The organism is Paraburkholderia sp. J12 (assembly GCF_905220215.1).
Classification (GTDB): Bacteria; Pseudomonadota; Gammaproteobacteria; order Burkholderiales; family Burkholderiaceae; genus Paraburkholderia.
Window position 1 is genome coordinate 234,317 of sequence record NZ_CAJMZC010000003.1, and the last position, 21,993, is coordinate 256,309.

General features: G+C 65.8%; 18 protein-coding genes. 8 read left to right on the plus strand and 10 right to left on the minus strand.

The genetic code is table 11. From position 1 onward, the window contains the following. Window positions 1-38: 38 nt before the first annotated feature. Entirely contained in the window at window positions 39-803 is a 765-nt protein-coding gene (locus tag U5760_RS09815; protein WP_322011374.1) for a CDP-diacylglycerol diphosphatase, read from the plus strand. A gap of 107 nt (window positions 804-910) precedes the next feature. Here the strand turns inward: U5760_RS09815 and U5760_RS09820 are convergent, their stop codons facing one another. From U5760_RS09820 to U5760_RS09835, 4 genes are all read right to left on the minus strand, one after another. Beyond that, complete coding sequence (locus U5760_RS09820) at window positions 911-2,920, minus strand: acetyl/propionyl/methylcrotonyl-CoA carboxylase subunit alpha (protein ID WP_322011376.1); 2,010 nt, start codon at window positions 2,918-2,920, stop codon at window positions 911-913. A gap of 67 nt (window positions 2,921-2,987) precedes the next feature. After that, window positions 2,988-3,773: an enoyl-CoA hydratase/isomerase family protein gene (locus tag U5760_RS09825; protein ID WP_322011730.1), complete on the minus strand. Its 786-nt coding sequence runs from the start codon at window positions 3,771-3,773 to the stop codon at window positions 2,988-2,990. Window positions 3,774-3,804: 31 nt separating this feature from the next. Then, window positions 3,805-5,412, minus strand: a complete 1,608-nt coding sequence (locus tag U5760_RS09830; protein ID WP_322011377.1) for a carboxyl transferase domain-containing protein — start codon at window positions 5,410-5,412, stop codon at window positions 3,805-3,807. 37 nt (window positions 5,413-5,449) lie between these two features. Beyond that, window positions 5,450-6,631 carry an isovaleryl-CoA dehydrogenase gene (locus U5760_RS09835; RefSeq protein ID WP_322011379.1) on the minus strand — a complete coding sequence of 394 codons (1,182 nt, stop codon included), beginning with the start codon at window positions 6,629-6,631 and terminating at the stop codon, window positions 5,450-5,452. Window positions 6,632-6,832: 201 nt separating this feature from the next. Here U5760_RS09835 and U5760_RS09840 point away from each other — a divergent pair, with 201 nt between their 5' ends. Beyond that, window positions 6,833-7,588 carry a TetR/AcrR family transcriptional regulator gene (locus tag U5760_RS09840; RefSeq protein WP_322011380.1) on the plus strand — a complete coding sequence of 252 codons (756 nt, stop codon included), beginning with the start codon at window positions 6,833-6,835 and terminating at the stop codon, window positions 7,586-7,588. Window positions 7,589-7,633: 45 nt separating this feature from the next. Further along, a complete protein-coding gene (locus U5760_RS09845; RefSeq protein WP_322011381.1) occupies window positions 7,634-8,644 on the plus strand; it encodes a DUF2891 domain-containing protein in 1,011 nt (336 codons plus the stop codon). A gap of 34 nt (window positions 8,645-8,678) precedes the next feature. On the opposite strand, the gene U5760_RS09850 is transcribed toward U5760_RS09845, so the two are convergent. Genes U5760_RS09850 through U5760_RS09865 form a run of 4 tightly spaced genes read right to left on the minus strand, consistent with a single transcriptional unit; the run spans window position 8,679 to window position 13,240 of the window. Beyond that, window positions 8,679-10,166 carry a chemotaxis protein CheW gene (locus U5760_RS09850; RefSeq protein WP_322011383.1) on the minus strand — a complete coding sequence of 496 codons (1,488 nt, stop codon included), beginning with the start codon at window positions 10,164-10,166 and terminating at the stop codon, window positions 8,679-8,681. Between the two features lie 27 nt (window positions 10,167-10,193). Beyond that, window positions 10,194-10,700 carry a chemotaxis protein CheD gene (locus U5760_RS09855; protein WP_322011384.1) on the minus strand — a complete coding sequence of 169 codons (507 nt, stop codon included), beginning with the start codon at window positions 10,698-10,700 and terminating at the stop codon, window positions 10,194-10,196. Continuing rightward, window positions 10,684-11,526 carry a protein-glutamate O-methyltransferase CheR gene (locus U5760_RS09860; protein ID WP_322011386.1) on the minus strand — a complete coding sequence of 281 codons (843 nt, stop codon included), beginning with the start codon at window positions 11,524-11,526 and terminating at the stop codon, window positions 10,684-10,686. The genes U5760_RS09855 and U5760_RS09860 overlap by 17 nt, the downstream gene beginning before the upstream one ends. 16 nt (window positions 11,527-11,542) lie before the next feature. Further along, the gene (locus U5760_RS09865) at window positions 11,543-13,240 is read right to left on the minus strand and encodes a PAS domain-containing methyl-accepting chemotaxis protein (RefSeq protein WP_322011388.1); all 1,698 of its coding nucleotides are present in this window, start codon (window positions 13,238-13,240) and stop codon (window positions 11,543-11,545) included. Window positions 13,241-14,084: 844 nt separating this feature from the next. Here U5760_RS09865 and U5760_RS09870 point away from each other — a divergent pair. Together U5760_RS09870 and U5760_RS09875 are read left to right on the plus strand one after the other, a co-directional pair. Then, complete coding sequence (locus U5760_RS09870) at window positions 14,085-14,489, plus strand: hypothetical protein (RefSeq protein ID WP_322011389.1); 405 nt, start codon at window positions 14,085-14,087, stop codon at window positions 14,487-14,489. A gap of 25 nt (window positions 14,490-14,514) precedes the next feature. Continuing rightward, a complete protein-coding gene (locus U5760_RS09875) occupies window positions 14,515-15,033 on the plus strand; it encodes a YMGG-like glycine zipper-containing protein (protein WP_028229131.1) in 519 nt (172 codons plus the stop codon). A gap of 222 nt (window positions 15,034-15,255) precedes the next feature. On the opposite strand, the gene U5760_RS09880 is transcribed toward U5760_RS09875, so the two are convergent. Further along, window positions 15,256-18,423 carry a transglycosylase domain-containing protein gene (locus tag U5760_RS09880; RefSeq protein ID WP_322011390.1) on the minus strand — a complete coding sequence of 1,056 codons (3,168 nt, stop codon included), beginning with the start codon at window positions 18,421-18,423 and terminating at the stop codon, window positions 15,256-15,258. 299 nt (window positions 18,424-18,722) lie between these two features. Here U5760_RS09880 and U5760_RS09885 point away from each other — a divergent pair, with 299 nt between their 5' ends. Together U5760_RS09885 and U5760_RS09890 are read left to right on the plus strand one after the other, a co-directional pair. Beyond that, window positions 18,723-19,055, plus strand: coding sequence for a hypothetical protein (locus U5760_RS09885; protein WP_322011391.1), 333 nt, complete (start codon window positions 18,723-18,725; stop codon window positions 19,053-19,055). Between the two features lie 256 nt (window positions 19,056-19,311). After that, window positions 19,312-19,521, plus strand: a complete 210-nt coding sequence (locus U5760_RS09890; RefSeq protein ID WP_322011731.1) for a hypothetical protein — start codon at window positions 19,312-19,314, stop codon at window positions 19,519-19,521. 99 nt (window positions 19,522-19,620) lie between these two features. Here U5760_RS09890 and U5760_RS09895 read toward each other — a convergent pair whose 3' ends face one another. Next, window positions 19,621-20,334: a response regulator transcription factor gene (locus U5760_RS09895; protein ID WP_322011392.1), complete on the minus strand. Its 714-nt coding sequence runs from the start codon at window positions 20,332-20,334 to the stop codon at window positions 19,621-19,623. Window positions 20,335-20,618: 284 nt separating this feature from the next. Between U5760_RS09895 and U5760_RS09900 the strand changes: the two genes are divergently transcribed. Continuing rightward, on the plus strand, window positions 20,619-21,923 hold the full coding sequence (locus tag U5760_RS09900; RefSeq protein WP_322011393.1) for an MFS transporter: 1,305 nt from the start codon (window positions 20,619-20,621) through the stop codon (window positions 21,921-21,923). The last annotated feature ends 70 nt before the right edge of the window (window positions 21,924-21,993 follow it).

A 21,993-nucleotide genomic window follows, 5' to 3' on the forward strand; every position in this document is an offset into this window, starting at 1 on the left:
CGACTGCGGCGACACCCTTTCTACTTTGCGGCACACCCATGCGCCCCATCGCCCTGCTCCGGACTCTCCTCCTCGCCCTCTGCGCCGCCGTGCTCCTCGACGCGGCCGGCTGCGTGCACCTCTCCACGCTCGATTCGAACGGCCTCTGGAAAGTGGTCGGCGGCCAGTGCGTGCCCAACCAGCGCGACCAGGGCACGCCCGCCCCCTGCACGACAGTCGATTTCCAGAAACGCTACGCAGTGCTCAAGGATATTGCGGGCCGCGCGCAATATCTGCTGATCCCGACCGACCGTGTGTCCGGTATCGAGAGCCCGGACATTCTCTACGGCGGAGCGCCTGAATACTGGGTGGGCGCGTGGGATGCAGGCCACTACGTGGATGCGAAGCTCGGCACGCGTCTCGCCGCCAATCAGCTTGGGCTGGAGATCAATTCCTCCACGCAGCGTTCGCAGAATCAGCTGCATATCCATGTGGATTGCATGCGCACCGACATCACCGAGGCCCTCGCACCGCATCGCGCCGACGCGCCCGGCCAATGGAGCCCGGCAACGCTCGACGGCAAACGCTACCGCGTGATGCGCGTGACGAGCCTGAGCGACAAGGACAACCCGTTCCGCGTGGTCTATCGCAGTCTCGCCTCGCAGCAGACGATGGACACACAGACAATCCTCGTGACGGGCGCCGGCCCCGATGCACAGCGCGATGGCTGGCTCATCGTCAACAGCGCGCGCGATACGGAAGGCGGCACCGGCACGGCCGAGGGACTCCTCGACCATACATGCGGCCTCGCCCGCGCACAGTAGCGCTTACGCCGGCCCGTCGGCCGTCATGACGAGTACAAAAAAAGGCGTTTCGCTTACGCGAAACGCCCCACAGGGTACACCTCTCACTCGGTTACAGGGTTATCCGGTCAGCTTGCTTCCAGCACCAGCAGTTGCGCGCCATCTGCCACCTGGTCGCCCACGCCGTAGAGCACTTCGGTCACCTTGCCGGCGCTCGGTGCGCCGATCGTGTGCTCCATCTTCATCGCTTCCATGACGATGAGCGGCGCGCCCTTCTCCACCACGGCACCCGGCTCCACCAGTACGGCGATCACCTTGCCGGGCATCGGCGCGGTCAGGCGGCCTTCGCCGTGCTCCGTATCCGCCGCGTGAGCCAGCAGGTTCTGCCACTCGAGCGCCACAGCCGCACCCAGGCAGAACACGTGAAATACGTCGCCGTCGATGAACACCCGGCCCGTCACGCGCGTGTCGCCTATCGTCGCGCCGTATTCGCCGGCTCCGGCACCGCGCCACCAGGAATACGATTCCACGCGGCCCGCGCAAGCGAGCGTCCGCGCGTTCCCGTCCTGCGCGAACGTTGCCGAAAACGCCGTATCGGTGTCCACATCGCGCCAGCCGAGCGATTGCGTGTAACCGCCATTCAGGCGCCAGTGCGAAAGCGCAGCCCAGGGCGACGCGTCGCGCGCGCCGCTCCCCTCGCGCTCGTAGAGCGCGCCGCAGGCCAGCGCCAGCGCCTCGCGAACCGGCTTGGGCTGCGGCGCGAACAGCGCATCGTGATGACGCTCGATCAGGCCCGTGTCGAGATCGGCGCTCGCAAACGGCTCACTGGTCACGAGACGGTGCAGGAACTCGACGTTGGTATGCGGCCCCACCACCTCGCACGCTTCGAGCGCGCGCTGCATGCGCGCCAGCGCATCGTCGCGCGTGGCGCCGTGCACGATCAGCTTCGCGATCATCGGGTCGTAGAACGGCGTGATGGTGTCGCCTTCGCGCACGCCGCTGTCGATACGCACGGGCGCACGTTGCGCCGCCGAGCCGATCGTGAACTCCACGCCCTCCGGCATGCTCAGATGCTTGAGCGTGCCCGTGGAAGGCAGGAACCCTCGCGACGGATTTTCCGCATAGATCCGTGCTTCGAGCGCATGCCCCTGCACGGCAAGTTGCGACTGTTCGAGCGGCAGCGGCTCGCCTGCCGCCACGCGCAGTTGCCATTCGACGAGGTCAAGGCCCGTGACCATCTCCGTCACCGGATGCTCGACCTGCAGGCGCGTATTCATCTCCATGAAGTAGAAGTCGGCGCCCGTCATGATGAATTCGACCGTACCCGCGCCCACGTATTGCACCGCGCGCGCCGCCGCCACGGCGGATTCGCCCATCGCGCGGCGCACCGCGTCGGAAAGACCCGGCGCCGGCGCTTCTTCCAGCACCTTCTGGTGACGGCGCTGCACCGAGCAGTCGCGGTCGAACAGATAAACGGCGCCACCCAGCTTGTCGGCAAACACCTGCACTTCGACGTGGCGCGGACGCGTCAGGTACTTTTCGATCAGCACGCGATCGTTGCCGAAGCTGCTCGCCGCCTCGCGCTTGCACGAAGCCAGCGCTGCCGCGAAGTCCTCGCTGCGCTCGACCACGCGCATGCCCTTGCCGCCGCCGCCCGCGCTCGCCTTGAGCAGCACCGGGTAGCCCATCGCGTCGGCCTCGCGCTGCAGGAGCGCCGGGTCCTGGTCGTCGCCGTGATAGCCGGGCACGAGCGGCACGGCTGCGGCGTGCATCAGCGCCTTGGCCGCGGCCTTCGAACCCATCGCGGCAATCGCGCCGACCGGCGGCCCGATGAAGACGATGCCCGCCGCTTCGCAGGCATGCGCAAAATCTTCGTTCTCCGAGAGAAATCCGTAGCCCGGGTGAATCGCCTCGGCGCCCGTCGCGCGTGCCGCCGCGATGATGCGCTCGATGCGCAGATAGCTGTCCGCCGCGGCAGCCGCGCCGATATGCACGGCTTCGTCGCAAGCGGCCACGTGCTTTGCATTGGCGTCCGCGTCCGAATAAACGGCCACGCTCTTCACACCAAGCCGCCGGCAGGTTGCCGCCACGCGGCACGCAATCTCGCCCCGGTTGGCGATCAGGATCTTGTTGAACATGAGGGTCTCGCTGTCGTTCGGGTTCGATCGCAGGTTGAGTGACGTTATGGGAAACAGCGGCAGCGGCTTAGCTGCGCCAGCCCGGCGTGCGCTTTTCGAGGAACGACGAAACGCCGTCGCGGCCCTCGGCGCTCGCGCGGATACGCGCGATGCGCAGGGCGGTGTCCTCGATAAGCGCGTTGTCGATCGTCTGGCCCGCCACGTCCTGCACCAGCTGCTTGCACTCGCGCACGGCGTTCGGGCTGTTCGCCACGAGCGTTTGCGCGATGCGCGTCACGGCGGCGTCCAGTTCTTCGGCGCTCACGGCTTCGCTCACGAGGCCAAGGCGCTGCGCAGTCGCGCAGTCGAAGGCCTCGGCCGTCACGAAGTAGCGGCGCGACGCCTGCTCGCCCAGCGCGCGAATCACGTACGGTGCGATGGTCGCGGGCATCAGGCCGAGACGCGCTTCGGAAAGGCAGAAGTTCGCAGTGTGCACGGCCACCACGACATCGGCCGTGCACACGAGACCCATGCCGCCCGCGTAGGCGTCGCCGTGCACGCGCGCGATCACCGGCTTCGGGCAGCGGTAGACGGCCGAAAGCATGTTGGCGAGGCGCATGGCATCGGCGCGATTCTCCTCGTCGGAGTAGCCAGCCATCTTGCGCATCCAGTTCAGGTCCGCGCCCGCGCAGAATGCCTTGCCGTTGCCGGCCAGCACGATCGCGCGCACGTCGTCGCGCGCGCCGAGCGCCGTGAACGCGGCCGTCACGTCGGCGATCATGGTTTCGTTGAACGCGTTGCGCACGTCGGGCCGGTTGAGCGTGACGGTGGCCACATGGCCCGTCACGTCCACGAGCAGGGTTTCGTATTGCATCGTCATGTTCTCCTCCTCACAGGCTCCGCGCCTACATGCGGAACACGCCGAAGCGCGTATCCCCGATCGGTGCGTTCATCGCCGCGGAAAGGCCCAGGCCGAGCACGTCGCGCGTTTGCGCCGGATCGATCACGCCGTCGTCCCACAGGCGTGCGCTCGCGTAGTACGGGTGGCCCTGGCGCTCGTACTGATCGCGAATCGGCTGCTTGAACGCTTCCTCTTCGTCCGCGCTCCACGTGCCGCCCTTGGCCTCGATACCGTCGCGGCGCACCGTCGCCAGCACCGAAGCAGCCTGCTCGCCGCCCATCACCGAAATGCGCGCGTTCGGCCACATCCACAGGAAGCGCGGCGAGTACGCGCGGCCGCACATGCCGTAGTTGCCCGCACCGAACGAGCCGCCGATGATCACCGTGAACTTCGGCACCTTCGCCGTGGCCACGGCCGTCACCATCTTCGCGCCGTTGCGCGCGATGCCCTCGTTTTCGTACTTGCGGCCCACCATGAAACCCGTGATGTTCTGCAGGAACACGAGCGGAATCTTGCGCTGGCAGCACAGTTCGATGAAGTGCGCGCCTTTGAGCGCCGATTCGGAGAACAGAATACCGTTGTTCGCAACGATCCCCACCGGGTGGCCCCAGATGTGCGCGAAGCCCGTAACGAGCGTGGTGCCGTAGCGCGCCTTGAATTCGTCGAACGCCGAATCGTCGACGATGCGCGCGATCACTTCGCGCACGTCGAAGGGCTTGCGCGTATCCACCGGAATCACGCCGTACAGGCTCTTTGCGTCGTAGCGCGGCGGCAGCGGCTCGCGCAGCGCAGCGGGCGGCGTCTTCGTGCGGTTCAGGTTGCCGACGATGCTGCGTGCAATCGCGAGCGCATGCGGGTCGTTCTGCGCGAGATGATCGGCCACGCCCGAAAGGCGCGTGTGCACGTCGCCGCCGCCCAGGTCTTCGGCACTGACTTCCTCGCCCGTCGCCGCCTTCACGAGCGGCGGGCCGCCGAGGAAAATCGTGCCCTGGTTCTTCACGATGATCGACTCGTCGCTCATGGCCGGCACATAGGCGCCGCCCGCCGTGCATGAGCCCATCACCACGGCGATCTGCGGAATGCCTTCGGCAGAGAGGTTCGCCTGGTTGTAGAAGATGCGGCCGAAGTGATCGCGGTCGGGGAATACGTCGTCCTGGTTGGGCAGGTTGGCGCCGCCCGAATCGACGAGGTACACGCACGGCAGGTGGTTTTCCTGCGCGATCTCCTGCGCGCGCACGTGCTTTTTCACCGTCACGGGGTAATACGTGCCGCCCTTCACCGTGGCGTCGTTGCAGACGATCACGCACTCCTGGCCCGCAATGCGGCCAATGCCGGTGATGACGCCCGCGCCCGGCGCGTCGTCGTTGTACATGCCGTAAGCCGCGAGCTGCGAGAACTCGAGGAACGGCGTGCCCGGGTCGAGCAGTTGCGCGATGCGATCGCGCGGCAGCAGCTTGCCGCGCGAGACGTGCTTGTCGCGCGCAGCCTCGCCTCCGCCCAGCGAGAGCTTCTGGATCTTCTCGCGCAGGTCCGCTACCAGCGCTTCCAGCGCGGCGGCGTTGGCCTTGAAGTCGTCCGAGCGCGGATTGAGCTTCGATTCGATGATCGGCATCGCGTACTTCCTTTCGTGACCGTGATAGGCGGCGTGATTACATCGTTTCCGCGAACAGCTCGCGGCCGATCAGCATGCGGCGGATTTCGCTCGTGCCCGCGCCGATCTCGTAGAGCTTGGCGTCGCGCCACAGGCGCCCGACCGGATACTCGTTGATATAGCCGTTGCCGCCGAGGATCTGGATCGCTTCGCCCGCCATCCACGTGGCCTTTTCCGCGGTGTAGAGAATCACGCCCGCGCAGTCCTTGCGCACCTGGCGCACGTGTTCCTTGCCGAGCGTGTCGAGCTGGCGGCCCACGGCGTAGAGATACGCGCGGCAGGCCTGGAAGGTGGTGTAGAGGTCGGCCATCTTGCCCTGGATGAGCTGGAATTCGCCGATCGCCTGGCCGAACTGCTTGCGGTCGTGCACGTACGGCACGACCGCATCCATCACGGCCGCCATGATGCCGGTGGGGCCGCCCGCGAGCACGGCGCGCTCGTAGTCGAGACCGCTCATCAGCACCTTCACGCCGCCGTTGAGCTCGCCCAGGATGTTCTCTTCGGGCACTTCGACGTCCTGGAACACCAGTTCGCCCGTGTGCGAGCCGCGCATGCCGAGCTTGTCGAGCTTCTGCGCCACGGAGAAGCCCTTCCAGCCCTTCTCGACGATGAACGCTGTGATGCCGCGCGGGCCCGCTTCGGGATCGGTCTTCGCATAGACCACCAGCGTGTCGCAGTCCGGGCCGTTGGTGATCCACATCTTCGTACCGTTGAGCACGTAGCGGTCGCCCTTCTTCTCGGCGCGCAGCTTCATGCTGACCACGTCGGAGCCCGCGTTCGGCTCGCTCATAGCGAGCGCGCCCACATGTTCGCCGGAAACGAGCTTCGGCAGGTACTTGCGCTTTTGCGCCTCGGTGCCGTTGCGGTGAATCTGGTTCACGCACAGGTTCGAATGCGCGCCATAGGAGAGGCCGACCGAAGCCGAAGCGCGCGAGATCTCCTCCATCGCGACCATGTGCGCCGTATAGCCCATGCCCGCGCCGCCGTACTCCTCCGAAACCGTCATGCCGAGCACGCCCAGTTCGCCGAACTTGCGCCACAGGTCCATGGGGAACTGGTCGGTGCGGTCGATTTCGGCCGCGCGCGGCGCGATCTCCTTCGCGACGAAAGCAGCAAGGCTATCGCGCAGCATTTCGACTTCTTCGCCAAGCGGGAACTGCAGTCCGGGTACGTTGCTCATGAAAGTCTCCTCCATCTCATACGGGCGCAGGCGAAGCACTTCGCCTCATCGACGCTTATTTCACGCCACATTTACGTATACGTCAATAGATATTCTTGAGTAAGGCTCAAATTTCCTGAAGTCGGTAAATTCCTTGGTCATTACGGCACTTTTCGCCGATAATCGAACTCAAGACGCATCCCTAACTGAACCTTACTCAGAATGCCAGAAGCCGTCGCTACCCGAGCCGCCCTGCCCGCCTCCCGGCGGCAGCCCGCGGGGCGCAAGTCGCAGCAGCGCGTGAAGGAGATCCTTCAGGCGGGCCGCGACGTGTTCTCCGAAAAGGGCTACGAACGCGCGACCACGGCCGAAATCGCCCAGCGCCTGGGCGTTTCCGAGGCAACGGTGTTCAGCTATTTCCGGGGCAAGCGGGAACTGTGCGCGCGCGTGATCGGCGACTGGTACGACGAATCGATCGAGGCCATGGAAGCCGGCATGCCGCTCGACGGCTCGGTGCGTCAGCAGTTTGCATTCATCGTGCGCACGCACCTGCGGCTCATGCTCGAAAGCGGCACCGGCATCTGCGAACTGGTGCTCTCCGAGGGCCGCACGCGCCACCACGACCTGAGCGAAGCCCTCATCGAGATGCAGCGCCGCTACACGGCGCCGCTCATGCGCGTGCTCGCGCGCGGCCAGGAATGCGGCCAGATCCGCACCGACATGCCGCTGCGGCTTTTGCGCTCGCTCGTGTTCGGGCCGATGGAGCATGTGCTGTGGGACGCGACGCTCGGCCGCCGCCGCACCGATATCGACGCCACGGCGCAGCGGCTCGTCGACGTGCTGTGGCCCGCGCTGCAACCACCCAATCTCGAACTGGCGGCGCTCGCGCAGTTCAGCCAGGACGTGGGCGACGCGGTGCGCAAGCTCGAACGCGAGCGCGCGGCGCAGCGGCCAGGCAGCACCGCCACCCCCGCCTGATTCTGCGGTACGCTGACGGTTTCCTTACCGCCGTCACGTTCCGCCATGACCGACACGCTCACCGCTGCACACGCCTCCCGCTTCGCCTCGCTCGCCCTCGCGCACCTCACGCGCGAATATCCGAACAAGCTCACGCACTCGCTCGCCGGACCGCAGGACGTTCAAGGGCCGCGAGCCTTGCACCCGGTGTTCTACGGCAGCTACGACTGGCATTCGTGCGTGCACGGCTACTGGCTGGTTTCGCGCCTGATCGCGCGTTTTCCCGATCTGCCGGAAGCGCCGGACATCGTCGCCGTGATCGACGAGCACTTCACGCCCGAAAAGATGGCTGGCGAACTCGCGTACCTCGACCTGCCGCACAACCGCGGATTCGAGCGGCCCTATGGCTGGGGCTGGCTGCTCGCGCTCGCGGCCCAGCTCGATTCCCTGTCCACGCCCGAAGCCGCGCGCTGGGCGCGCACGCTCGCGCCGGTGACCGAGGCGTTCGTCGAACGTTTTGAGGAATTTCTGCCGAAGGCGACTTACCCGCTGCGCGTGGGCACGCACTTCAATACCGCGTTCGCCCTCACGCTCGCGCTGGATTTCGCGCGGCAGACCGGGCGTACCGCGCTCGCGGCACTGATCGAAGAAACCGCGCGGCGCTGGTATCTGGCCGATGCGGGATGCCAGGCATGGGAGCCCTCGGGCGACGAGTTCCTCTCGCCCGCGCTGATGGAAGCCGTGCTGATGAGCCGCGTGCTGCCCGCCGGCGAATTCGTCGAATGGTTCGGGCGTTTCCTGCCCGACCTCGCTGCGCGCTCGCCGGCCACGCTCTTCACGCCCGCGACCGTCACGGACCGCACGGACGGCAAGATCGCGCACCTGGACGGCCTGAACCTGAGCCGCGCCTGGTGCCAGCGCACGCTGGCGCGCGCACTGCCCGAGGGCGATGCGCGCGCGGCCGTACTGCGCGAAGCGGCCGCCACGCACCTGCACACGGCGCTCGACCACGTGGCGGGCGACTACATGGGCGAGCACTGGCTCGCCACGTTCGCGACGCTCGCGCTCGAAGCCTGAACACGTTCTGCCCGCGCCCAGCGCGGGCAGAACGTCACACCGCCACGGCCTCGGCCACGCGCTCGCACAGCGAAGCCGGGTCGAGCAGCATCAACGTACCCTGCCCCGGCAGTTCGACGGCCTCGCGCATGTCGTTGCGCGCGCTCGTACCGCCTTCGCGCGTGAAGAGCGTGGGCACCGTCATCTGCCTGCCGCCGGTGAGCGTCACGATGTCTTCCACCGAATCCACGAGGAGTCCGTACTTCTCGGCGCGATGCTCGACGATCAATATCTTCGCGCGGGCAAGATCCTCGTAGGTCGGCATCGCGTACATCGCGCGCACGTCGATCACCGTCACGAGTTCGCCGCGCAGGTTCAGCACGCCGCGTACGAAATTGGGCAGGCCCGGCGTTTTCACCACGTCGTCGCGATAGTCGATCACCTCGCGCAATTCGCCGATGCGCACGCCGATCAGATGCCCGATGCGAAACGTCACGAGCGTCTGCCGCGTGCCGCCGCGCTTGCCCGCTGCATTCGCGTTTGCGGCCGCATTGCGGTACAGATCGCGATGGCCCGCCGCGAGCGTGGCGATGCGAGAGTTGGCAAAGAGCGCATCGGCGTCGATCAGCAGCACGCCCGCGCCGGAGTCGTGCGCGAGATAACCCGCGAACATCGAACGATGCGCGCTGCCGTAAGACGGCATTTGCAGCAGTTCGTCCTCGCGGCACGCCACGATGCTCGCCACTTCGTCCACGAGCAGGCCGAAATGCTGGTCGCCGCGCGTGAGGACCACGATACGCCGCTCGTCGGCCGACACGCCGCTTTCGGCCGCGCGCGCAAAGCCGAGGAAGGTGCCGAAGTCGATCACCGGCACGGTCGCGCCGCGCAGGTTGAGCAGACCGATGCAGACGTCGTCCGCGAACGGCGAGTGCTGCAGCGCCGGCACGCGGATGATCTCCTGGATCGCACCCATGGGCAGCGCGAGCGCCGTGCCGCCCACCTTGAACGAGACGTTCTGGCGCCGCTGCCCCTGTTGCGCGCGCTGCTGCGTGGCGCGCACTTCCGCTTTCGCGAGATGCGGCACATCGCGCAGACTGAGCAGTGCGGAGGCCGAAAGCACCTGGAGAATGCGCTCGCCGCCGTCGAGCTTGAGCACGGCGCCGATCGCCGAGGGATTGCTGCCCGGCACCGTTTCGATCGCGATCACCTGATCGGCCGGCACACGCAGGATTTCGCCCGTGCCGTCGAACTGCAGGCCCACGCGCGAGCCATCGGTCTCGACGATCGCGATCTTGCGCGCGGTGCCTTCGCCTTCGGCGGGCAAGCGCAGCAACTGGCGCAGGTCCACCACCGGAATCAACGTGCCGCGCAGATTGAAGAGACCCAGCAGGTAAGGCGGCGCGAGCGGCACGGGCGTCAGCGCATCGGAATGGTTGACGACTTCCTGCAAGGCCGCAACGGGCAGCGCGAGCTCCGTGCCGGCCAGGTGAAACGATCCATACAGCTCGACGGGCCCGCCCGCTGACTGCGAACGATGATTCATCTCGAAGCTCCGTAAGGTGAAGCGATCCTAGCCCGGCCGGGTGAAACGGCGGATCGCATAGTGATGCTGCTCGCAGTCGATCGTGAGCTGCCGCCCGCACTCGCCGCCCACGTCCACGTGCACGACGCGAAACCCCGCCACGGCCAGGAGTTGCTGCGCCACGCGAGCGTTCTGGTCGCCGATGGGTTCGTGAATGGGCGTGCGGTGCTGCATCATGTTGGCGCCGCCCGCCAGCACCGCTTCGATGGCGCCTTGCGGCGCGTGCTCCGCTTTCATCATCGCAAGAAGCGCCGGCAGCGCATCGATCACGTACTTCGCACTCCCAGGCGGTCGGCTGGGGCCGCGCGACGAAATCGACGCATCGGTGGGCGGTCCGGGCAGGAGGCAATGCGCGAGGCCATAGACCGAACGCTCGCGCCACATGAGCCCGATACCCACGCACGAGCCGAGCGTCGCACGCAGAATCTTCGAGTCCTCTGCACTACTCACCGCCAGTTCGCACATTCGCACCTGCACGTCACGCGAGCTGCTCATGATCGCGCTCCTCCTTGCGGTAAATGAGCGGCTGCTCGAATGCGAAACCACCGGCCACGCGGCTGAGCGACTCCGATTCGCCGACGATCAGCACGCCTTCCGGGCGCATCGCGCGGCGCACGTTCGCGAGCACGGAGCGCTGGCCGTCCACGTCGAAATAGATCAGCACGTTGCGCAGCAAGACGAGATCGAATGCGCCGATATCGCGCGGCAGGTCGTAGAGGTTGTGACGGCGGAATGCCACCTGCGCGCGCAGCGCATCGCCCACGGCAATGGCGCCGCCCTCGTTGCGGAAGTACTTCTGCAGCAGCGCAGGATGATTCTGCCGCAGCCCCTCCATGCTGCGGCCGTTGTAGCGCCCGCCGCTTGCGCTCGCGAGGATGCCGTCCGAGATGTCGGTGCCCACGATGGCGTAGCGAAACGCCGGATGCCGCGCGCGGAACTCCTCGCACAGCATCGCCATGGACCACGCCTCCTCGCCGCTCGAAGCGGCCGCCGACCACACGCGCAGCGGCACGCCCGGATGCGCGGCGGCCCATCTGGGCAGGTACTCGTTCGCCAGGTACTCCCAGATACGCGGCGTGCGGAAGAACGACGTTTCGTTCGTCGTCACGAGGTCGATGAAATCGCGCACTTCGTCCGCATTCGTGTCGAGCACCTGCAGATAGTCGCGATAGTCGGGCAGCTCGAGCGCCATGATGCGGCGGCGCAGGCGCCCCTTCAGCATGGTCCACTTGCGCTCGTTCATTGCAATGCCGGTGTGCCGGCGCACCTGTTCAAAAAGTGCGCGACGGACCGCCGGCTCGACGTCCTGGTCGATGTCCACGGCAGTCTCCCGAGAGTCAGACGACGAAGCGCGCTACCGTCTTGTCGAGCCCTTCGGCGCCCCCCTTGAGCGACGCCGCCGCACGCGCGATGGTGTCGCAGGCGCCCGCCGACTTCTCGGTCTCCTCCGCCACCTGCTGGATCGCCGTGCTCACTTCGCGCGCTGCGACGAGCTGCTCGTCGGCGCCGCACGAGATCTCCGAAATCGCCTGGGTCGTGCGGCTCACGCCGGCCACGATCTTCTCGAAAGCTTCGCCCGCCTGCTTCGAAATTTCGCTGCCCTGGGCCACGCGCTTGACCGACTCGTTGATGAGCTTCGAAATCTCCTTGGTGGCCTGCGAAGAACGCTCCGCGAGCTTGCGCACTTCGTCCGCCACCACCGAAAAACCGAGCCCGTGCTCGCCCGCGCGCGCCGCCTCGATGGCCGCGTTGAAGGCGAGCAGATTGGTCTGGCTCGCAATCTCGCCGATCACCTTGATGATCTCGCCGATGTCTTCGGACGAGCGGTTGATGAGTTCCATCGCTTCGATCGAGCGCGCCACGGCCTTCGCGCCACGCTCCGCTTCCTGTTGCGTGTCCTTCGCGAGCTGGTCGGCGCCGCGCGAATTGTCGGCGATCGAGTTGATCGACGCAGTCAGCTCTTCGATCGATGCGTTCATTTCCTCCACCGTCGCGCCCAGCAACTGGGCGCCGCCCGCCACCGTATCGGCGCGCGCAGCGATGTCCTGCGACGAATCCTTGAACGTGCCGGCCGATTCGACCACCTTGCCGATCACGCCGGACAGATCGCTCATCATGCCCTTGATGCCGGCGGCAAGCTGGTCGATGGGTTCGCCGCCTTCCACGTCGACGACCCCCGTGAGGTCGCCGGACGCGGCGCGGTTCACCACGGCAAGGAGACGCTCCACCTTGCGCTGGTCGTCCTGCGCGCGGCGCTTGACGCTCTCTTCGAGATCCACCTGGGCCGTCACGTCGATGGCGAACTTCACGACCTTGTAGAGGCGGCCGTTCACGTCGAAGATCGGGTTGTAGGTTGCCTGGATCCACACCACGCGGCCGCCCTTGGCGATGCGTTTGTAGCGGCCCGAATCGAATTCGCCGCGATTGAGCTTGGCCCAGAACTCGCGATACTCGGGGCTCGCCGCATAGGTTTCCTCGCAGAACAGACGGTGATGCTTGCCCTGGATTTCGTCGAACCGGTAGCCGAGGGTGTCGAGGAAATTCTGGTTCGCCTTTATCACGTTGCCGCCGGTGTCGAACTCGATCACGGCCTGCGCCTTGTCGATGGCACGCTGGCGGCCTTCATATTCTGCGTGCTGCTGCTTGATCGCGGTGACGTCGGTGGCGAACTTGATGACCTTGTACGGACGCCCATCGTCGCCGATCACCGGGTTGTACGACGCATTGATCCACACCTCGCGGCCGCCTTTCCCGAGCCGCCGGTACTCGCCGCGATCGAACTCGCCGCGGCCGAGCTTCTCCCAGAACTGCCGGTAGGCTTCGCCTTGAGCATAATCAGGATCGCAAAACATTCTGTGGTGCTTGCCACGGACTTCGTCGAGCGTATAGCCGACCGTGGCGAGAAAATTGTCGTTGGCGTGAAGGATGATGCCCTGCATGTCGAATTCGATCACGGCTTGCACGCGGTTCAGGGCCGCGCTCACCGCACTCAGTTCATGGAGCTCAAGCTGACGTTCAGGCGTCGAATGTTCCATCGTTTTTTCCCTCGCAAATTATCACAGGCGGATCGATGCGCAATCCGTTGTGCCGCCCGCCGGTTGACAAGGCGGATCTCTCGTTTGTTATTGATGGGCGTTCTGATGTCGCCCTGAATTGCACGCGATTTAAACCGATGGCGGGACATGCTCTTTTTTCTGCACCGCACCCCCTGGCGGCATGTCCTACTCGCGTTATATCGGCCCTCCGGCATCGCGACTTGACCAGGGGTTTTCGCCAGGGCAAACGTTTCAATACGAGGTATTTTTAGGGGTCAAGGCATGGCGATTTATGGCGCATCTTTTTCGGTCGAAGTTAATTTTCATTCGGTGAAATAAGTGCCCGGAAAATGTCAGGCCATGCAATAAAAATGGCTTTCTTTCTGGATCGGGTTCTGAAAACGTTATTAGAAAACCTGACGTCTCAAAGGTGTGGATCGATTTACGAATGAATCGCACGATTCAATGGCAATCCTTATTATTTCTTCATTAATCCTTTTTCCGGCGCGGGCGCCGGCGCCCGCGCCCCGCGAACGCCCTGCCGCCCCGCGAAAAACGTCGCGCAAACCGCACCGAAGCGGCGACGCCGCACACCACGGCGATCTCCGATTATTACTTACGCAAACCTTTCATTCCGTACCTCCACTGAAATAGGCCCACGATGCGCGAGGTTGCACGTCGATACGACCCCAATCCGCGCAGCGGGGCGCTGCCGGTTCGGGCGTTGTAACAACTCGAAAAAACGGTGCAACTCGCGTAATTGCATTGGCACCAAGGTTGTCATAGCGTTCGATAATCCACTGGTGGACGCATCCGCGCGTCGCCTATCGTTCTGGAGATCGTTGTGAGAAGGTCGAAACTGTTACTCGGGGCCGCCGCGACAGCGCTCGTGTGCGCGAGCGGCGCCGCGCATGCGGCGCGCGTGGGCGTGTACGTCGGTGTCGGCGGCCCGTGGTACTACCCCGTCGTGCCCGCGCCGTACTACTACGCGCCGGCCCCCGTGGTGGTCGCGCCGCCTCCCCAGGCGCCGGATTATGTCGAGCAAGGGCAAGCGCCGGGCGCACCGGACCCGGGCTATGCCCAGGGGCCCCAAGGGCAGATGCAAGGACCCGCCGCCGGCCCCAACGGGCAGGACGACGGCGGCGACACCTGGTACTACTGCGACGCCTCGAAAACCTACTACCCCTATGTGAAGCAATGCGCATCGGGCTGGCGCACGGTTCCCGCGCAACAGGCGCCGGACAACTGAACCCTTTGACGATATCGAGTTGCACATGAAAACCACTTATCTCGCGCTGCTCGCCATGGCGGGCCTGGTGAGCGCGTGCGCCGTCGTTCCCACGGGGCCGAGCGTGATGGCGCTGCCGGGCACCGGCAAGACCTTCGACCAGTTCCGCGCCGACGACGCCAACTGCCGCGGCTTCGCCTTCCAGCAGGTGGGCGGACCGGGCACCAACCAGGCGGCCACCAACACCGCAGTCGGCAGCGCCGTGGTGGGCACGGCGCTGGGAGCCGCCGCCGGCGCCGCGTTCGGCGGCGGCAGCGGCGCTGCAATCGGTGCGGGCGCGGGCCTGCTCGCCGGCAGCGCCGTCGGCATGGGCAATGTCCAGGGTTCGGCCTACGACGTGCAGCGCCGCTACGACTACGCCTATCTGCAGTGCATGTACGCGAACGGCAACCGCATCCCCGTGGCCGGCCGCATGGTCACCACGCAGCCGTCGCAGGCGCCGCGCTATCTGCCGCCGCCCCCCCCGGGTTCGCCTCCGCCCCCGCCTGCCGCCGGCCAGTACTGAGCCGGGCGCGCATCCCGCCTGCTCACGCAGTCCCGGCAAGCCGTTTCAGCCGGGACTGCGTGAGCGGCGGTTTCCGTCCCAAGCCGAAGATCAGCCGATTGAGCCTCGGCAGCGTATCGGTGCTTAATTAATTAGCTGTACGAATTTTCAAGGCGTGAAAAAATGAGGTGCCGTGCGGCACCTCACCCATCCATCGATCGAACGATCGAGAGCAAGAAAGCCCTAATGGCTCGCCCCCTTACCCGGCCCCGGCTGCCACGACACCTGACGCATGGCCCCCGACTTCGGATCGATCAGCGTCACCTGCACGGGATCGCGCTTGACGTCCGGCTTCGAGCCGTCGCCCTGCCCAGCCTGTTCGTCCAGCAACGGCTGCAGCACGGGCGCCATCGACTTGAGCAATTGCACCGCCAGCGCACTCGTGAACGAGTAGCGCGCCGCATACGGTTCGTGCACCCACGCCGTGAGCGTGCCGTAGAAGCGGTCGCCAATCACGAACACGAACGTTGCGCTGCGATTGACCTTGCGCGATTCGATCAGGCGCGCGCCCGGCGCGTAGACGTTGAAGCGCTGGTCGCCGGTCCCCGTCTTGCCGTACACCGGCAGCGTATGGCCGTCGGGGAACGTCATGCCGTCGGCGAGGCGCTTCGCCGTTCCGCCTTCCACTACCGAAGTCAGCAACTCGCGCACCACCTGCGAGATCTCGGGTGAGACGAGCGGCTGCGGCGGCACCTGCCCATGCACGAAGCGCGTTTCGTACGGCGTGCCGCGCGCGAAGTCGAGCGACTCGAAGCTATGCGTCGGCAGCTTTTCACCGTCGCTCGCGACGAGTCCGATCAACTGCGCGAGCGCGGCGGGCCGGTCGCCCGATGCGCCAATCGCCGCGCCATACGAAGGCGTGATGCTGTCGAACGGATAGCCGAGCGTGCGCCACGACTTGCCGATCGCATCGTAGGCCCGCAGTTCGATCATGTGGCGGATGCGGCGGTTCTGCGTCGCGTAGTAGCGCGTCTTGAAGAGCCAGCTATAGGTATAGAGCCGCACATCCTTGCTGTCCTGCTGGACCTGCGCGAGCGTCGCGTCGGGGTGCTCGCGCAGATAGTTCACGAGCCACAGCTCGAGCGGATGGATGCCCGAAATATAGCCGCGGTCGTTGAGGTTGAACCGGTCGATTGCGTACTTGCCGTAGTATTTCGCGAGATCCTCGTCGTCGAGCCACTGGAACTTCGTGCCCTTGAGCTGCGCGCGCATCTGCGTGTCGAACCACGCCTGCGAGCCGTCCGGCACCGTGCTGCGCAGCACCGTCGCGATGCGCGCCGGGCCCTTGCGCGTGTGCTGCAGCAGCGTGGCCACGGCGTCGTCGATGCTTTTGCCCTGATAGCGCGCGTAGAAGCGCTTCATGTACACCTGGCTTTCGCCGTCGGCAAAGCGCGTGAGGTACATCTTGCGCACTTCGGGGTCGTCGAGGTATTGCGAGGGCGGCCCGGACGTCTGGATCATCTCGTAGTGGACGATGTCGCGCATCAACCGCACGAACACGAGATTCACCGAGTGCTGGAACGCGCGATGCACGGTGAGGATCGCCGCGTTGTCGCTCGACTCGAAGTTGTTGAAGCTCTGCGCGCCGCCGCCCGTGTAGAACGTTTCGCCCGGATTGGCCGAGTACTTGCGCTCCACCGCCGCTTCCAGCATCGCATGCAGCGAACGGTCGTCGGTCGTCGAAAGATAGTCGAGCGCCCATTTCGTGAGCGCATCGGTGGGATCGGGCTGGATCGCGCGCAGCGTCTTCGTATCGAGCGAAGCGTACTTCGCGTGCAGGTCGCTCACGATCTGCAGATACGTGATGAGCGTGCGCAGCTTCGCCGTCGAGCCCAGATTCAGGCGCGCGCCCGAATTGATGTCGAAGGGCTGGTTCACGCTATCGGTCTGCACGCGCACGAGGTTCTCGCCGTTGCGCCGCTCGAAGAGCGTGAAGCTGTACGCGATTTTCGAGGGGTCGTCCCACGGCTGTAGCATCTCGAAGCCGACGAGGCCCGCTGCGCGCGCGCCATCCTTCGTCATGGCGTCGGCAAGGCGCTCGCTCACTGCCTGTTGCACGCCGTCATCGAGCGTCGCCGTGGCCGTGAGGTCGAGGCGGTCGAGATCGTAGAGCGTCTTGAGGCCCAGCGTCTGCATCAGTTGCGTGCGCAGCGTGAGCACGGCCTTGCGGTCGGCGTAGGATGCCGTCGCGCTCGTGCGCGGCGGCTTCGACGAATCGAGCGCGAGCTGCGCGCCCAGCGCGGCGTCGCGCAGCGCGGGCGTAATCACACCACCGCTCGCAAGCAGGCGCAGGTAACTGTCGGTGAGCTTCGCGAGCGCGCCGTTGTCGTGCTGCAGGAAGTACGAGGGCGCGCGCTGCGCGATCAGCAGCGAGAGCACCTGGCGGAACGCGAGCGCCTGCTCGTCGAGCGTACCGGCCGAAACCGGCTCGCGCAGGATGCGGTTCACGTCGCGGAAATCGCGGCCATACCAGGCAGCGAGGCCGTCTCCCAGACCGTTGACTTCGCCGATGCCCGCCTTCGCCGAGAGCGGCACCGAATTGAGGTAGTGCACGAGAATCTTCTGGCGCGCGGGTAAGGTCTGCGGGCCGTCCAGATAGGCGCGCACCGAGGCCGATGCGATCTGCCGCAGCTTTTCCGGCGGCGTGGCCGTACGGCCGCCCGCCGAGTGACGGAATTTTTCGATCTGCGTGGCGAGCGTGCTGCCGCCGGGCGTTTGCTGATGCCGGTTCACGATACGAACGCCCTGATCGACGAGCGCACGGCTGAAGCGCCCCCAGTCGATGGCCGGATTGCGGTTCGGCTGGTCGGGGTCGAGCAGGTATTTGTCTTCGATGAACAGCAGCGAGTCGCGCACGAGCGGCGGCACGGCGTCGAAGTTCTCGTAGGCGCGCTGCGGGTAACGCGTGTGGAACAGCATCGCGCCGTCGGCGTCGCGCAGCACGATGCCCGCCTGGTCCTTTTCTTCATACGGCAGGAAGAGGCCTTCGTCGGCAAGCGCGAGCATGCGCTCCGAATCGCGCGCCTGCGACGCCACGACGAAACCGCGCGCTTCGAGGCGCTGCTGGAACGAGGGCAGCTCCGCATAGCCGAGCCGCACGTCGTAAGGGCCGTTCGTGGTGGGAAAACGAATGCTGTGGCTCGGGCCGTTCTCGACGGTGAAGCCGATGTCGCGCGTCAGTTCGGAGAGATAACGCGCCTGCAATCGCGAGGTATCGATCTCGATCTGGATCAGCCGCGCGATGATGACGAGGGCCATGAGGACGGCAACGACGAATCCCCATTTGACCCATCGCCAAAGCGAGCCAGCCCCAACAGTGCGAAGAGGAAAGCGGATCGACGGGCGGTTCATGTGTTTTCTCCCTGACGTCTCGCCAGATCACGGAACGGCACCTCTCGGATAGTCTATCTCGCTATGTAAGAAGTTGTGTGGCAGTGTGAGGGTGCACGATGAGACAGTCGCGAAGCCGCAACACTCGTGCCTGCGCAACCTGTCACGGCGGTCAGGCAGAGGGCGGCACGGCGCATGCTCTCGCATCTTCTTCTACGCCCTGGCCAATATAATGGCGCGCTATCGGTGCAGGCGGTGCAGCCCGCGCGGCATGCCGGGTGCATTTCACGCATTCAATACAACGGGTCGACAGGAGAAATATGAAGAAGGTCGTTTTGCCACTCGCCGTCTCGCTCACGCTGGGAGCGTGCTCCTGGTTCCAGAGCAATCCGGATTCGGGCCAGCCCGTGATCGATACCACGACCAACCGGTCGGTTCAGGACGTGATCGCCTGCCTCACGGTGGAAGCGACGCGGCATGGCGCCAGTTTCAGCACGACGCCGCTGCCGCAGGGCCAAATGCTTAATTTCGGCGACTCGAACGTAATCAAGGTTCGCGCCGACAACGGCACCACCACGTACCGCTTCTACGCGGGCAAGCGGCACACGTCCAATCTGTGGATCGAAGGCGCCAGCAAGACCTGCGCACCCTGATTGCAGCACGCGGCCACGGGCGTTGCGGAAAGCCTCCGGAAAGGGTTGGGCGGCGCTGGGCGGCATCCTGCACGGCTGTGTAACGTCATGTAGCATGGCGACACACTTTTGGCAGAGGGTTTTAAGAATCGCTTAAGTCTTCGTCCGCATCATCCGCCTGACAGAAAAAACGCAGCAACAGGAGGTACCCGTGAATCAGGACGTATCGAACAACCCGGCCGCCGCGGCCAGGCCCGCGAAGCCCGCAAAGCGCACGATGCTGCGCCGGCTCTTGAGCCATCACGAACTGGCGACCCTCTTGCTGTTGTTGCACGCGCCTATCGACGCCCATGCCAAACCCGAAATCTCGACCCTTCAGGAAGCGGGACTCGTGGAGCAGGTGCCGAGCGATGCAGCGGGCGCGGCGAAGATTCGCCTCACGTCGGAAGGCAATGCCGTACTCCAGGGGCTGGGCCTCGCTCGCTGACCCGGGCCCCAAACTCGATCAGAGATTAGAAAAAAACCGGCGGTGTGCCTGAGCACACCGCCGGTTTCTTTTTGCCGCCGCGCAGCCGCGCGTCCCGGCTCACGCCGTCTCGCGCTCGAGCGCCACACCCGGCAGACGAAGCAGCCGATACCCGCTCTTATAAACCGGCTGCAGCCTGAAACCGTTTTCGTCGTCGATTTCCAGCAGCGCGCGCAGCCGCGAGATATGGCTGTCGATGGTGCGCGTGAGCGTTTGCAGCTCGCGGCCCCACACCGCCGCGTAGATATGGTCGCGCGACAGCACCCGGCCGACATTGGCGAACAGCAGTGCCGCAAGCCGGTATTGCGTGCCCGAAAGCATCACCAGCTTGCCGTTCACCGTGACCGACTGGCGCCGCACGTCGAACCGGTAAGGACCGGTGACAAAGGCCGCATGATCGCTGCGGTCGGGGAATGCGCGGCGCAACAGCGCATTGATGCGCGCCCGCAGCACCGAAGGGCATGCGGGCAGGCCGATGTAGTCGTCGGCGCCCACGGCGAATGCGCGCACGACACTGTCGTCCGAGGCGTCCTGCGAGGCGAACAGCACCGGAATGCGGCCGCCGCTCACCGCCCGCAAGGTCTTGAGCACCTCGCTGCCGGAAAACCGCGTGCCCTCCCAGTCGAGCACCAGCATGTCCACCGTCGACGCGCCAAGCGCCTTCGTGAGCGCAAAGCCGTCGCTGAAAGGCAGGCAGGTATGGCCCGCCTGGGCGAGTATCTGCTCGATCTGGCCGCGCTGCGCCGCGTCGCGCTGCAGGATCGCGATCCGCATGGAAGCCCCCGTGTTGGTCCAATTTGAAAGTGGCGCAATTCTGTTGAAATGTGAAAAGAGCGTCTATCAGATACGTACGATATCGAGGCGCCGCCAGCCGCGCCGTCGGCTTCCTGTAAAATCGCCGGCTGGCTTCCCAGTCGTCGGCGCGCCGTCCTACCCGGACAGGCGCGCCCGTGTCCCGGCCCCCACCCAGCGCCCACTTTCCGACGACGGCCGCTCATGACGCCACGCGCGTGCGGGCCAACTCGAACTTCTCGCAAACAAAAACAGACTTCCCGGAAATGCAAGCAACGGATCTGGGCGCCCGCGCGCCCGCGCCTGCCCGCTCGCTCACGCGCGGCGACTACAAAACGCTGGGACTCGCCGCGCTTGGCGGCGCACTCGAGTTCTACGACTTCATCATCTTCGTGTTCTTCGCGCCGGCCATCGGCCAGCTGTTCTTTCCGGCGTCGATTCCCGACTGGCTGCGCCAGCTGCAGACCTTCGGCATCTTCGCGGCGGGCTATCTGGCGCGGCCGCTCGGCGGCATCGTGATGGCGCACTTCGGCGACCTGCTCGGCCGCAAGCGCATGTTCACGCTCTCCGTGCTGCTCATGGCGCTGCCCACGCTCGCGATGGGCTGCCTGCCCACCTACGCCTCGATCGGCGTGCTCGCGCCGGTGCTGCTGCTCGCGCTGCGCGTGCTGCAAGGCGCGGCCGTGGGCGGCGAGGTGCCGGGCGCCTGGGTGTTCGTTTCGGAGCACGTGCCGCGCCGCCACATCGGCTACGCGTGCGGCACGCTCACGGCGGGCCTCACCTTCGGCATCCTGCTCGGCTCGCTGATCGCCGCGGCCGTCAATCACCACTTCGGCGCACAGGCCATCGCCGCGTATGCGTGGCGCATTCCGTTCCTGATCGGCGGCGTATTCGGCCTGTTTTCGGTCTATCTGCGTCAATGGCTGCACGAAACGCCGGTGTTCGCGGAAATGCAGACGCGCAAGTCGCTGTCCGGCGAAATTCCGCTCAAGGCCGTGCTGCGCGACCACGGCGGCGCCGTGATCGTCTCGATGCTGTTCACCTGGATGCTTTCGGCGGCCATCGTCGTGGTGATCCTCATGACGCCGCCGCTCATGCAGAAGCAGTTCCATCTCGACGCCACCACCTCGCTGCTCGCCAATTGCGTCGCCACGCTCTTCCTCACGGTGGGCTGCGTGAGCGCGGGCGCGCTCTCGGACCGCTTCGGCGCGCGCCGCGTGCTGGCGATCGGCGGCATTGCGCTCGCCGTGTCGTACTACGTCCTGTTCCGCCAGATGGCCGTGGACAGCTCGCTGCTGATGCCGCTCTACGCGCTCGCCGGCCTGCTGGTGGGCACGATCGGCGCGGTGCCGTTCGTGATGGTCAACGCGTTTCCGCCGGTGGTGCGCTTCTCGGGCATCTCGTTCTCGTACAACGTCGCCTACGCGGTATTCGGCGGCCTCACGCCGATCGTCGTCGCGCTGCTGATGAAGTCCGAGCCGATGGCCCCGACTTACTACGTCGCCGCCGTCTGCGTGCTGGGTGCGCTCGCCACGTTCTTCATCAGGAACGACGGGCAGCGCGCGGACTAAGGCGTACATCGTTTTCCGCCGGCCGCAGAAGGCCGCCCCGGGCCGGCTGCGACAGTTCAGGACACACTGA